The following is a 12,540-nucleotide window of genomic DNA, read 5'->3' on the forward strand; positions in this document are numbered from 1 at the left end:
TCGGTCGGGGAGGCCACGGCATGGAGTTCCAGCAGTCGAGCAAGCTTCGCAACGTCCTCTACGAGATCCGGGGTCCGGTCATCGCCCACGCCGACGCGCTGGAGGAGGCCGGCCACAGCGTCCTGCGCCTGAACACGGGCAATCCGGCCGCCTTCGGGTTCGAGGCGCCTGAGGAGATCGTGCAGGACATGATCCGGATGCTGCCGCAGGCCCACGGCTACACCGACTCGCGCGGCATCCTCTCGGCGCGCCGAGCGGTCGCCCAGCGCTACCAGGCGCTCGGTCTCGAGGTCGGCGTGGACGACGTGTTCCTCGGCAACGGCGTGTCCGAGCTCGTCTCGATGGCCGTGCAGGCGCTGCTCGACGACGGCGACGAAGTCCTCGTCCCGGCGCCCGACTTCCCGCTGTGGACGGCCGTCACCACCCTCGCGGGCGGCAAGGCCGTCCACTACGTCTGCGACGAGTCGGCCGACTGGAACCCGGACCTCGCCGACATGGAGTCGAAGATCACCGACCGCACGAAGGCCGTGGTGATCATCAACCCCAACAATCCGACCGGCGCGGTCTATCCGCGCGAGATCGTGGAGGGCATTCTGGATCTCGCCAGGCGCCACCAGCTGATGGTGTTCGCCGACGAGATCTACGACCAGATCGTCTACGACGACGCGGTCCACCACTCGGCGGCCGCGCTCGCCCCCGACCTCGTCGTGCTCACCTTCAGCGGCCTGTCGAAGACGTACCGGGTGGCCGGCTTCCGCTCGGGCTGGCTCGTCGTCACGGGGCCGAGGCAGCACGCACGGGGCTACCTCGAAGGCCTCACCGTCCTCGCGTCCATGCGGCTGTGCCCCAACGCCCCCGCGCAGTACGCCATCCAGGCGGCGCTCGGCGGACGCCAGTCCATCCGCGAGCTGACCGCTCCCGGCGGCAGGCTGCACGAGCAGCGCGACCGCGCCTGGGAGAAGCTGAACGAGATCCCGGGCGTCTCGTGCGTCAAGCCGAAGGGGGCGCTGTACGCCTTTCCCCGCATCGACCCGAAGGTCCACCCGCTCGTGGACGACGAGAAGTTCGTCCTCGATCTGCTGCTGCGGGAGAAGATCCAGGTCGTGCAGGGCACGGGCTTCAACTGGCCGCGCCCCGACCACTTCCGGATCCTGACCCTGCCGTACGCGGACGACCTCGACGCGGCGATCAGCCGCATCGGCAGGTTCCTCAGCGGGTACCGGCAGTAGGAGCGTCAGGGGCGGCCGTCGAGGCGGATCCGGCCGACGGACCCCGCCTGGATGACGGGGCCCTGGTACGTGCCGCCGTTGATGGTGTTGTGCACGTCACCACCGTTCACCGCCGTCTGCTCGGCGGTGAACCGGCGCACGAGCACCGCCAGTTCCTCCTGCGCTGCCGCGTCGTCGCGGACGGCGCGGCGGAAGCGGCCGCGCCACGCGGATTCGAGTTCGCCCGCCGCCTCCTCGTCACCGGCCTCCCGGGCGGCCGTCAATTCGGCGCGCGACGTGTCGAGTTCCGCGCCGACCGTGTCCTCGGACGCGCCGCTCCTTCGCGAGAGGAACGCCGCGAACCGGTCGCGTACCGCGCTCCAGCCGTCGAGCGCCATCCGCTGGACGACCGCTGCCGCCGCCATCGCCACCACATCGTCCACCAGTTGCCCCCTCGGGTTCGTCGCGGCCGTGTCCGGTGCCTGACGGTCCGTGGCCGCAGCGTACCCGTCACCGGCCGAGCAGGGCGATGACGGCGCCCACCGGGTCGGTGTCCGGTATGCCTCGCGGCCACCAGTCCTCGCGGTCGCGGTCCGATTCGTAGCCGTACCAGAGGCCGTCCCGGCCCAGGCGCAGTTGCAGGGAGGGGCCCGTGAGGCGGTTGCGCCAGGGGCGCAGCGCGGGCAGGTCGGCCGCGGCCAGGGCGGGCGGCGCCCGGTCGAAGGGGCCCGCGGGCGGGTCCCACGCGTGTTCCAGGACGTCAAGACCGGCCAGGCCGCCCTGCCGCCAGGCGGCCACGGCGCGCGCGAGGTCGGTGGGGGTGCGGTCCGTGGCGGCGGCGAGGTCGCGGTAGAGCGCGCGGGTCGACGCCGTGAGCCCGGAGCCGGGGTGGGCGGCGGCGAGGCGGACCGCGTCCTGCCAGGGCGTCAGGCCGGCGACGGGGTCCGAGCCGAGGACGAGCAGGGCGTGGGCGCGGGCCGCGGCCTCCGTGGCGAGCAGGTCGAGGGCGAACGGGTCGGGCGCGCCCGGCGCCTCGGGGTAGTCAGGCGGGCGCCCGGGCCTGTCGGGCACGGGCAGGGGCGGCGGCAGGGCCGGCAGCGTGCGCGGCGCGAGGGCGGCCCCCGCGGCGACGGTGGGCAGCGCGGGGGCGGCCGCCGAGCGCTCCGCGGCGGACACGGCGGCCGAACGGCGCGTGAGGTCGGCGAGGATCTCGTGCTCGGCCCTGCCCCGCATCAGCAGCAGCACGAACGGGTCCGCGTCGAGCAGCCTGGCCGTCTGGTAGCAGAGCGCCGCGGCGTGCTTGCACGGGTAGCCGTCGTCGGGGCAGGAGCAGTCGGGCACCAGGTCGCCCGCGGTGGGCAGCAGGTCGCTGAGGTCCGCCAGGGCGTGGGGCATGTCCTTGTCGAGCAGCGCGGCGATGTGGTCGGGCCGGGCCGCGGCCGCGCCGAGCAGGTCGGCCCAGTCGTCGTCGGAGAGGGTGCGCAGCCGGATCTCGGTGCGGTACGGGCGGGGCCTGCTGCCGTGCACGTACGCCATGACACGGCCGGGCGTGACGGTGACGGCGTCGACGTGGCCGCCGCCCGCGTACTGCCGGCCGCGCGCCAGCCTCGCCGCGTCGAGCGCCGTGTCCTCCATCGACTCGATCCACGCGTTGCCCCACCAGGTGGCGGCGAACGGGCCCTCGGGCGCGGGCCGCGGCTCCATCGCGGGGAACGTGGCGCGCCGGTCGTCGTGGCGCGGCCTGCGCGCCGCCTGCGCGCTCACGCCGGCCTGCGCAGGGACACGAGGTCGGCCAGCTCCCGGTCGGTGAGCTCGGTCAGCGCCGCCTCGCCCGAGCCGAGTACCGCGTCGGCGAGCGCCCGCTTGGAGGCGAGCATCTCGGCGATCCTGTCCTCGACGGTGCCCTCCGCGATCAGCCGGTGCACCTGCACGGGCCTGGTCTGGCCGATGCGGTAGGCGCGGTCGGTGGCCTGCTCCTCGACGGCCGGGTTCCACCACCGGTCGTAGTGCACGACATGGCCGGCCCGCGTGAGGTTGAGACCCGTGCCCGCCGCCTTGAGGGAGAGCACGAACACCGGCACCCCGCCCTCCTGGAAGCGGTCCACCATCCGCTCGCGCTCCGCCACGGGCGTGCCGCCGTGGAGCAGTTGCGCGGGGATGGCGCGGCTCGCGAGGTGCGCGGTCAGCAGCCGCGCCATGGACACGTACTGGGTGAAGACCAGCACGGAGCCGTCCTCGGCGAGGATCGTTTCGAGCAGTTCCTCGAGGAGGGCGAGCTTGCCCGACCTGCCGGTCAGCCGGGGCGGGCCGGCGCTGCCCGCCGCGGCCTCCTCCTTCAGGTACTGCGCGGGGTGGTTGCAGATCTGCTTGAGGGACGTGAGCAGCTTCATGACGAGGCCGCGCCGCGCGATGCCCTGCGATTCCTCGATGGCGCCCATCGTCTCGCGCACCACCGCCTCGTACAGCGAGGCCTGCTCACGGGTGAGCGGCACGGGGTGGTCGCTCTCCGTCTTGGGCGGCAGTTCGGGCACGATGCCGGGGTCGGACTTCTTCCTGCGCAGCAGGAAGGGCCGCACGAGGCGGGCGAGCCGGTCGACGGCCTGCTGGTTGTCCGCGTCCTTGACGCCGGCCGCCTTCGCGTTCTCGACGTTCTCCACGATGCGTGCATGGCGCGCGCGGAACGTCTTCAGCGGACCGAGCAGCCCCGGTGTCGTCCAGTCGAGGAGCGCCCACAGCTCCGACAGGTTGTTCTCGACGGGCGTGCCGGTGAGGGCGACGCGCGCGCCCGCCGGGATCGTGCGCAACGCCTTCGCCGTCGCGGAGAAGGGGTTCTTCACGTGCTGTGCCTCGTCGGCCACGACCATCCCCCAGCGGTGCGCGGCCAGCCGCTCCGCGCTCGAACGCATCGTGCCGTACGTGGTGAGGACGAAGCCGCCGGCGGCCTCGTCGAGGCTGCGGCCCGCGCCGTGGAAGCGGTGCACCGGCACGCCGGGCGCGAACCGGGTGATCTCCCGCTGCCAGTTGCCGAGGAGGGAGGCGGGGCACACCACCAGCGTGGGCGGCTCCTGCCCGCCGCCGGCGGCGGTGCGGCGTGCCCGGTGCAGGTGGAGCGCGATGAGCGTGATGGTCTTGCCGAGGCCCATGTCGTCGGCCAGGCAGCCGCCGAGCCCGAGGGACGTCATCAGATCGAGCCAGGCGAGGCCTCTGAGCTGGTAGTCACGGAGGGTGGCCGCGAGACCTGGCGGCTGCGGCAGCGCGCCCGGGCCCGCGGTGATGCGGTCGCGCAGGGCGGCGAGCGCGCCCTCGGGCACCGCTTCGACCGTCTCGCCGTCGACCTCGGCGGTGCCGGTGAGCGCGACGGCCAGCGCCTCAGACGGCTGGAGCAGGCCGAGCTCCCGCTTGCGCGCCTTGCGCACGAGCGCCGGATCGACGACGACCCACCGGTCGCGCAGCCGCACCACCGGCCGGTGCGCCTCGGCGAGCACGTCCATCTCGGCCTGCGTCAGCGCTTCGCCGTCGAGCGCGAGCTGCCAGTCGAACGACAGCAGTTCGGCGCTGTCGAAGAACACCGTGCCGTCCGTCGCGGATCCGGGCGCGGCACGCGCAGGCCGTACGACGGCGGCCGCGGTGAGCGTACGGGCCATTTCCTTGGGCCAGTGCAGCGCGACGCCTGCGGCTGCCAGCCGGCCGGCCGCGGGGCCCAGCAGGTCGTAGAGCTCCTCCTCGGCGAGGGTGAGCACGTCCGGCACGTCCTGCTCGGTGAGGCGGCCGAGCGGCGGCCAGACGCGGGCGGCGCGGCGCAGCGCGAGCAGGGCATCGACGCGGGCGCGCGGCCCGAACGCCTCATCGCCCTCCCCCGCCCACAGCCGGGACGCGTCGAGCACGAGCGTCGGGTCGGCGAGGCTGTGGACCTGGACGAGTGCGGCGCCCGCGCGCCTGGCCCCTGCCGCCGTCGCGTCGTCCGGCTCGCGGTCGAACGCCTCGTACGCCGACAGGTCGAGCCTGAGCGAGATCCGCACGCCCGCGTCCATCCCCGCCGCGGCCTCCGCCGCCCACGCCCGCGCGCCGGGCAGCCGCTGCGGCTCTCGCGCGGCGAACGGCGCGCCCGCGGCGAACGCCGCTGCCGGCGTGCGCGGCAGCGTGTCGGCGACCGCGTCGAGGAACGCACGCACGAGTGCTTCCTGATCCGGCACGCGCAGTTCGCCACCGGTCCCCGCGCCTGGCACCGGGCACGCGTGCGCCTCGGGGGGCATGGCGGCGGCGATGGCCCGAAGCTGCGCGATGTCCTCCGCGTCGAGCGGACCCGCACGCCACGCGTCCTGATCCGTCGCGGTCAGACCCGGCAGCAGCCTGCCACGGCCGACCAGGCGCAGCGCGTGCAGCGCGGCAGCTCCCCAGCATGCCGCCGCCGGGTGGGCGGCCCTGTCGCCCCTGGCCCGCACCAGCAGCGGGACCGCCTCGCCCACCGATGCCAGCACCGCGGGCACGGTGACCGCCTCCACCGCGTCTCCCGCCTCCCCCGCGGGCCGCACCACCGTCAGCTCGCCGGCGGCGGATTCGGGGAACGCGCCCTGCGGCAGCCCGCCCTCGGGCGCCCAGAACGCGACGCGGCCCTCGCGCGGCAGCTCCGCGGGCAGGAAGACGGCGGCGCACCGCGCGAGCCCCGCCCCGTACGCACCGACCACCACCGCACCTCCCCGCCGCACCCGCACGATCCATCCGACCTCTGCGAGTCTAGGCAGGGGGTCTGACAACGCCTCCGGGAGCAGCGTCAGCCCAGGTCACAGGGCACGTGGCGGCAGAACGCCGGGCCGGGTGCGCTCGCGGACCCACGTCACTCAGGCCGGGCGCTCCCCGTCGCCCGCGGCGGGCCCCGGCACCTCGGAGGGCTCCACGGAAGGCTCCGCGAGGTCCCGCTCCGGCAGCGGCGGCACGACGGCGGGCTCATCGGGACCGGCGGCCAGGGCCGCGGCCCCGCCGTCCCCGGTACCGGACCGACCGACCGCACCGTCCTGCGCCGCACCGTCCTGCGCCGCACCGTCCTCCGCCGAGCCGTCCTGCGCCGCCTCCGGCGATCCCGCCGTTTCCATGGCCACGTCCGACACCGCCTTGACCGCGTGCGCGGCCTGCGCGGGCGTCGCGCGTTCCAGGAAGCGCAGCAACTCCACCGGGAAGGGCAGCACCAGCGTCGAGTTCTTCTCCTCGGCCACCGCGACCACGGTCTGCAGCAGCCGCAGCTGGAGCGCCGCCGGCTCACCGGACATCGCGTGGGCCGCCTGGGCCAGTTTCTTCGAGGCCTGCAACTCGGCGTCCGCGTTGATGATCCGTGCGCGCCGCTCCCGGTCGGCCTCCGCCTGCCGCGCCATGGAGCGCTTCATGGTCTCGGGCAGCGACACGTCCTTGATCTCCACCCGGTCGATCTGCACGCCCCATCCCACGGACGGGCTGTCGATCATCAGTTCCAGGCCCTGGTTGAGCTTCTCCCGGTTGGACAGCAGGTCGTCGAGGTCACTCTTGCCGATGATGGACCGCAGCGATGTCTGCGCCATCTGCAGGACCGCGAACTGGTAGTCCTCCACGCGCACCACGGCGTCGGCCGGAGCGACCACCTTGAAGTAGATGACGGCTTCGACGCGGACCGTCACGTTGTCGCGCGTGATGCCGTCCTGGCCTGGCACCGGCATCGTCACGATCTGCATGTTCACTTTGTGCAGCCGGTCCGCGAACGGCACGATCCAGGTGAATCCGGGACCGCGCACCTCGGGGAGCAGCCGCCCGAACCGGAAGACCACGCCGCGCTCGTACTGCTTGACGACCCGCGCGGCGGCCATCGCGTACACGCACGCCACGCACACCACGGCGACCACTACCGTGACCACAACATCGACCATGACGGCCCCCTGAGGACGGACCCGGTCCCCCTGTCCAAGGTAAGCCCGCGGCCGCGGCGGGTCGAGGGCCGCGGCGCGGGGTGGACAGGCCGTGCCAGGCGCCGCACGGCTCGCCCGGCCGGCCGTACACCGCGTGCCCGGCCGCCCGCGGTCGGGCAGGGTGGCATCACCCGCCACCGTACGGCGCACCGCGCACGGTCCACCGCAGAGATGAGGACGGTCCATGTACGTGAATCAGCATCGGCGCGTCGCCACGGCTGCCTGCACGGCGCTCCTGACCGCCGGGCTCGCCGGCTGCTCCAGCCTCGGCAGGACGGCGGTCGGCCCTGTCGACCACCTCTCGACCGACGGCCAGGTCGTCGTGGTGAACAGTCCGCTCGTCAAGGGCTGCCACCGGTTCGGCCCGGCCGGGGCGAGCGCCGTCAAGAACGGCACCCTCGTCGATCTGATCGTCTACCACTCGCCGAACTGCGGCGGCGGCCAGTCGGCGTACATCGCGACCGAGCTCAGCAACGACGTCACCGCCGGAACGCCGCCGTGGCGCAGCTACCGCTTCGTCCACTGACCCCGCCGCCGGGGGCCGCGCGTCACAGCGCGAACCAGCCGTGGCCCGCGTGCCAGTGCCTGCCGGCCCGCAGGTGGTCGCCGATCGCACGCTCCAGCGTCGTGCGGCGCGGCAGCCGGTCGTGGTCGAGGCGCGGGTCCCCGAAGACGAAGCCGACCGGGTCGCGGTCCTCGGTCTCCGGCGCTTCACCGGGACGTGCGGGAGCGAAGCGTGACTGGAACCGCATGATGTTCGAGCCGGGCGGGAGGTAGGCGGCGAGCTGCGGGTCGAGCAACCAGGAGTGACAGGTGGCGACCGTGGCGCGTTCCTCGGGGAAGTGGCGGGCGAAGAACGCCTTCGCCCTGGCCAGCGACCTGTCGACCGCGCCGGGCGCGAGCGGGCCGAGGAAGTCCGGGATGTGCAGCGACAGGCACGAATCGCCCGCGGACGCGGCGACGCCGGCCGCGGAGACGGCGGCGGCCGTGCGCGCGCCGAGCCCGGCCCGCTCGAACTGGAGCCGCCCGAGCTGGTACAGCTCGCCCCTGAAATGCAGGGCGGGCCACCCGGGGTGGGCGAGCCCGCCGGTGCCGTGCCGCCTGCGGTGCACCGCCAGTTGCCGGCCGAGGTCGGCGAGCGTCCGCCTGCCGATGTCCTCGGGGACGCCCCGCTCGCGGTGGTATGCCCGTACGACCGGCAGCGCGGCGACGTACACGTAGACGGGAAGGTAGGGCTCGAGAGCGCCGATGTCCTCGGGCAGTGCGGGCAGATGTGGCCGCTCGCCCTCCGTGCGTCCCGAGCCGCCGGCACCCATCCCCGCGACGAGCACGGCGACCGCGTCGTCCGCCGTCGCGCGCAGGGCGCGGTCCGCTGCGATCCTGCGGCGCAGGGCGAGGATGCCGGCGATGTCCTCGTGCGGCACGGTCAGGTCGAGCAGCAGGTCGGCCAGGTCCTCGTCCGTCTCCGGCACGGCGGGTTCCGCGGTCGGTTTGCCGGTCACCGGCGTCCTTCCCTTCCGTCGCGTCCCTCTGTCGTACGCCGTCATACCCTTGAACGAGTGGGTGACGAGCGTTGGGAGGTGCGAGTGCCATGCGTACCGGAAACGAGCCTGTCACCGCACGCAGTCCGCTGCGCCTGCGGTTGTGGCTGAGTGTATGGGGCCTGTTCTGGGCGGCGGCCGGAGCCGTCATCTTCGTATTCGCCGGCGTGGAGGTGTGGGCGGGGCTGTGCGCCGCGGTCGCCCTGATCGCGCTGGCGGACATCGCCCTGGTCGTCCACCGCATGCGGCAGGGCCCGCACTTCCAGCCCGGCCGCGACATCCCGCCGTACGAGCCGGTGCGCGGCACGCTCCGGCGCTATCCACGCGCCCAGCACCTGCACCGACCCTGACAGGACCTGACAGGTCCTGTCAGCGATGCGGGCTGCCGGGCCGGTCAGGGCTTACGGGTGGCGACGGCGGCGCGCTCCTCCAGCTGCTTCCACACCGCGCGCACCTGCGGTTCGAGCGCCTCGCGCGGCCCGTCGTTGTCGATGATCACATCGGCGGCGGCGCGGCGCTGCTCGCGGGTCGCCTGGGCCGCCATCCGGCCGCGCGCGTCCGCCTCGGGCATGCCACGCAGCCGCACGAGCCGATCGAGCTGGGTCGCCGGTGACGCGTCCACGACGATCACGACGTCGAACTGGTCCATCATCGCGCCCTCGACCAGCAGCGGCACGTCCTGCACGACGATGGCGCTGTCTCCCGCCGCACGTTCGAGCTCCGCGGACCTGGCCCTGACCAGTGGATGCACGATCGCGTTCAACGCGCGGCGGCTCTCCTCGTCGGCGAAGACGAGCACGCCGAGGGCAGGCCGGTTCAGGGCTCCCTCGGGCGTCAGTACCTTCTCGCCGAATTCGGCGGCCACGGCCGCGAGGCCGGGCGTGCCCGGCTCGACGACCTCCCGGGCGATCAGGTCGGCGTCGACGATCACCGCTCCGTAGGAGGCGAGCAGCCGCGCTACCTCGCTCTTGCCCGCTCCGATACCGCCGGTGAGCCCCACTCTCAGCATGGGGCTCACCCTACTCACGGGTCACCGGGACGGCGCCGGCACCACGGCTCCTCAGGCGCCGCCCTCCCCTTCGCGCTCGGCGAGGAACCTCTCGAACTCCAGGCCGATCTCGTCGGCCGTCGGCAACTCGGCGGGCTCGGCCACCAGGTTGCCCCGGGTCTCCGCGCCGAGCACCGCGTCGTACTGGTGCTCAAGGCCCTGGACCATCGCGACGAGGTCGTCGTCGCCCTCGCCGAGCTGGCGCTCGATCTCCGTCTGAGTGCGCCGGGCCTCGGTGCGCAGGGCGTGCGCGACGGCCGGCAGTACCAGACCCGTCGCCGCGGTGATCGTCTCCAGGACGGTCAGGGCCGCGTCCGGGTACGACGACCTGGCGACGTAGTGCGGCACGTGCGCGGCGACACCCAGCACGTCGTGGCCCTTCTCCATCAGCCGCAGCTCCACCAGCGACTCGGCGCTGCCGGGAATCTGGGCCTCGTCGAACGGGCTCGGGTGGCCCGGCGTGAGGTCCGTGCGGTTGCCGTGCGGCGTGACGCCGACAGGGCGCGTGTGCGGGACGCCCATCGGGATGCCGTGGAAGTTCACCACGAGGCGGACGCCGAGGCGTTCCACGATCTGGTCGACGGCCGCGGCGAAGCGCTCCCACTCCACGTCGGGCTCGGGCCCGGACAGGAGCAGGAACGGCGCGCCCGTGGCGTCCTGCACGAGGCGGACGTCGAGGGTCGGCGTCTCGTAGTCGGTGAAGCGGTCGCGCTTGAACGTCAGCAGCGGCCGCCTGGCCCGGTAGTCCACCAGCCTGTCGTGGTCGAAGCGCGCGACAACCTGGTGCGGCAGGGCTTCCAGCAGGTTCTCGACGATCTGGTCGCCGGTCTCGCCCGCGTCGATGTATCCGTCGAAGTGGTAGAGCATGACGAGGCCCGCGGTCTCCTGCGCCAGCGCCATGTCGACGGCGCCGAGGCCCTTCGGGTCCCACTCGTACAAATCCTGCGGATCAAGCACTGTTACCGCTCCTCCTTGTGCTGTCCCAGGCGTCAACGTCCCGGCGGGCGTGGGCATTCCCCCGGCGTGCGTGCCCGGGCCGCCGCCGGTACCCTCGCGGGCCGCTCCCAGGCGCGCGGAAGGCCCGCTCCCCGGGGGGAGCGGGCCTTCCGTTCGTCGCTACGGTGCGGGCACGGCCGTGCCCGCCGCGGTCCGCGTCAGCTCTGGCCGCCGGCCAGCTTCTCGCGCAGCGCCGCCAGCGCCTCGTCCGACGCGAGGGCGCCGGAGTTGTCGCCGGACTCCGAGGAGTACGAGCCGCCGGACGACGCCGGGGCGTTGCCGCCACCACCGCCCGCCGGAGCCGCCGCACCCTCGGCCGCCGCGGCCTCGTCCGCCTCGCGGGACTTGATGACCTGGGCCTGGTGCTGCTCGAAGCGCGCCTGCGCCTCGGCGTACTGCGTCTCCCACGCCTCGCGCTGGGTCTCGTAGCCCTCGAGCCAGTCGTTGGTCTCGGGGTCGAAGCCCTCGGGGTAGATGTAGTTGCCCTGGTCGTCGTAGGAGGCGGCCATGCCGTAGAGCGTCGGGTCGAACTCGACCGCGGCCGGGTCGCCACCGAACGCCTCGTTGGCCTGCTTCAGCGAGAGGCTGATGCGGCGGCGCTCCAGGTCGATGTCGATGACCTTGACGAAGATCTCGTCGTTGACCTGGACGACCTGCTCCGGGATCTCCACGTGGCGCTCGGCCAGCTCGGAGATGTGGACCAGGCCCTCGATGCCCTCGTCCACGCGGACGAACGCGCCGAACGGGACCAGCTTGGTGACCTTGCCCGGGACGACCTGGCCGATCTGGTGCGTCCTGGCGAACTGCTGCCACGGGTCTTCCTGCGTCGCCTTCAGCGACAGGGAGACGCGCTCGCGGTCCATGTCGACGTCCAGGACCTCGACCGTGACCTCCTGGCCGACCTCGACGACCTCGGACGGGTGGTCGATGTGCTTCCAGGACAGCTCGGAGACGTGCACCAGGCCGTCGACGCCGCCGAGGTCCACGAACGCACCGAAGTTGACGATCGAGGAGACGACGCCGGAGCGGACCTGGCCCTTCTGCAGGGTCGTGAGGAAGGTCTGGCGGACCTCGCTCTGCGTCTGCTCCAGCCAGGCACGGCGGGACAGGACCACGTTGTTGCGGTTCTTGTCCAGCTCGATGATCTTGGCCTCGAGCTCCTTGCCCACGTAGGGCTGGAGGTCGCGCACGCGGCGCATCTCGACCAGGGAGGCCGGCAGGAAGCCACGGAGGCCGATGTCGAGGATGAGACCACCCTTGACGACCTCGATGACCGTACCGGTGACGATGCCGTCCTCTTCCTTGATCTTCTCGATCGTGCCCCAGGCGCGCTCGTACTGCGCACGCTTCTTGGACAGGATGAGACGGCCTTCCTTGTCCTCCTTCTGGAGAACCAGGGCCTCGATCTCATCGCCCACGGCGACGACCTCGTTGGGGTCGACGTCGTGCTTGATCGAAAGCTCGCGGGAGGGGATGACACCCTCGGTCTTGTAACCGATGTCGAGCAGGACCTCGTCCCGGTCGACCTTCACGATGACGCCGTCGACGATGTCGCCGTCGTTGAAGTACTTGATCGTCTCGTCGATCGCGGCGAGGAAGGCGTCCTCGTTACCGATGTCGTTGACCGCAACCTGCGGGGTGGTGGCGGTGGTCTCGGTGCTGCTCGTCATGTGGGAAAGGGCTCCGGTACGGACATTGGATCGTAGGTACTGCTACGCCGAGAGCCCGATATCGCGTCTGCGGGGGCCGGACAGGCCGGTCGGCGCCGACCCGGTAACCGGGGTGGGCGCCTCGACGGACCGAGGGGACTCACGACA

Annotated in this window: 11 protein-coding genes; 3 read left to right on the forward strand and 8 right to left on the reverse strand. The window is 73.1% G+C overall.

Annotation, left to right across the window (positions count from 1 at the left end; genetic code table 11):
* Nucleotides 1-20: 20 nt before the first annotated feature.
* Complete coding sequence (locus IH48_RS0125465; RefSeq protein WP_030909188.1) at nt 21-1,229, forward strand: pyridoxal phosphate-dependent aminotransferase; 1,209 nt, start codon at nt 21-23, stop codon at nt 1,227-1,229.
* 5 nt (nt 1,230-1,234) lie between these two features.
* On the opposite strand, the gene IH48_RS0125470 is transcribed toward IH48_RS0125465, so the two are convergent.
* The 4 genes from IH48_RS0125470 to IH48_RS33585 form a co-directional block, all read right to left on the reverse strand.
* Entirely contained in the window at nt 1,235-1,651 is a 417-nt protein-coding gene (locus tag IH48_RS0125470) for a hypothetical protein (RefSeq protein ID WP_051840568.1), read from the reverse strand.
* Nucleotides 1,652-1,718: 67 nt separating this feature from the next.
* Nucleotides 1,719-2,972 carry an SWIM zinc finger family protein gene (locus tag IH48_RS0125475; protein WP_030909196.1) on the reverse strand — a complete coding sequence of 418 codons (1,254 nt, stop codon included), beginning with the start codon at nt 2,970-2,972 and terminating at the stop codon, nt 1,719-1,721.
* Entirely contained in the window at nt 2,969-5,896 is a 2,928-nt protein-coding gene (locus IH48_RS0125480) for a DEAD/DEAH box helicase (protein WP_030909199.1), read from the reverse strand. Before IH48_RS0125480 ends, IH48_RS0125475 begins: the two co-directional genes overlap by 4 nt.
* A gap of 150 nt (nt 5,897-6,046) precedes the next feature.
* On the reverse strand, nt 6,047-7,099 hold the full coding sequence (locus tag IH48_RS33585; protein ID WP_078850023.1) for a slipin family protein: 1,053 nt from the start codon (nt 7,097-7,099) through the stop codon (nt 6,047-6,049).
* Between the two features lie 223 nt (nt 7,100-7,322).
* Here IH48_RS33585 and IH48_RS0125490 point away from each other — a divergent pair, with 223 nt between their 5' ends.
* Nucleotides 7,323-7,664 carry a hypothetical protein gene (locus IH48_RS0125490; RefSeq protein ID WP_030909205.1) on the forward strand — a complete coding sequence of 114 codons (342 nt, stop codon included), beginning with the start codon at nt 7,323-7,325 and terminating at the stop codon, nt 7,662-7,664.
* 22 nt (nt 7,665-7,686) lie between these two features.
* Here IH48_RS0125490 and IH48_RS0125495 read toward each other — a convergent pair whose 3' ends face one another.
* The gene (locus IH48_RS0125495; protein WP_234434383.1) at nt 7,687-8,640 is read right to left on the reverse strand and encodes an acyltransferase domain-containing protein; all 954 of its coding nucleotides are present in this window, start codon (nt 8,638-8,640) and stop codon (nt 7,687-7,689) included.
* An 89-nt stretch (nt 8,641-8,729) separates the two neighbouring features.
* Here IH48_RS0125495 and IH48_RS0125500 point away from each other — a divergent pair, with 89 nt between their 5' ends.
* A complete protein-coding gene (locus IH48_RS0125500; RefSeq protein ID WP_030909210.1) occupies nt 8,730-9,029 on the forward strand; it encodes a DUF6343 family protein in 300 nt (99 codons plus the stop codon).
* A gap of 44 nt (nt 9,030-9,073) precedes the next feature.
* Here IH48_RS0125500 and coaE read toward each other — a convergent pair whose 3' ends face one another.
* The 3 genes from coaE to rpsA all read right to left on the reverse strand — a co-directional run bounded on the left by coaE (nt 9,074) and on the right by rpsA (nt 12,393).
* Nucleotides 9,074-9,688 carry a dephospho-CoA kinase gene (gene coaE, locus IH48_RS0125505; protein WP_030909213.1) on the reverse strand — a complete coding sequence of 205 codons (615 nt, stop codon included), beginning with the start codon at nt 9,686-9,688 and terminating at the stop codon, nt 9,074-9,076.
* A gap of 51 nt (nt 9,689-9,739) precedes the next feature.
* Nucleotides 9,740-10,684 carry a PAC2 family protein gene (locus tag IH48_RS0125510; RefSeq protein WP_199810003.1) on the reverse strand — a complete coding sequence of 315 codons (945 nt, stop codon included), beginning with the start codon at nt 10,682-10,684 and terminating at the stop codon, nt 9,740-9,742.
* A gap of 197 nt (nt 10,685-10,881) precedes the next feature.
* Nucleotides 10,882-12,393, reverse strand: coding sequence for a 30S ribosomal protein S1 (gene rpsA, locus IH48_RS0125515; RefSeq protein WP_030909219.1), 1,512 nt, complete (start codon nt 12,391-12,393; stop codon nt 10,882-10,884).
* Between the last annotated feature and the right edge of the window lie 147 nt (nt 12,394-12,540).

This window comes from Streptomyces sp. NRRL F-5126, from assembly GCF_000721265.1.
Classification (GTDB): domain Bacteria; phylum Actinomycetota; class Actinomycetes; order Streptomycetales; family Streptomycetaceae; genus Streptomyces.

Bases quoted from the DNA above. Each gene is read 5' to 3' on its own strand.
- IH48_RS0125465 (WP_030909188.1), top strand. From the start codon at position 21: ATGGAGTTCCAGCAGTCGAGCAAGCTTCGCAACGTCCTCTACGAGATC.
- IH48_RS33585 (WP_078850023.1), bottom strand. From the start codon at position 7,099: ATGGTCGATGTTGTGGTCACGGTAGTGGTCGCCGTGGTGTGCGTGGCG.
- IH48_RS0125490 (WP_030909205.1), top strand. From the start codon at position 7,323: ATGTACGTGAATCAGCATCGGCGCGTCGCCACGGCTGCCTGCACGGCG.
- IH48_RS0125500 (WP_030909210.1), top strand. From the start codon at position 8,730: ATGCGTACCGGAAACGAGCCTGTCACCGCACGCAGTCCGCTGCGCCTG.
- coaE (WP_030909213.1), bottom strand. From the start codon at position 9,688: ATGCTGAGAGTGGGGCTCACCGGCGGTATCGGAGCGGGCAAGAGCGAG.
- rpsA (WP_030909219.1), bottom strand. From the start codon at position 12,393: ATGACGAGCAGCACCGAGACCACCGCCACCACCCCGCAGGTTGCGGTC.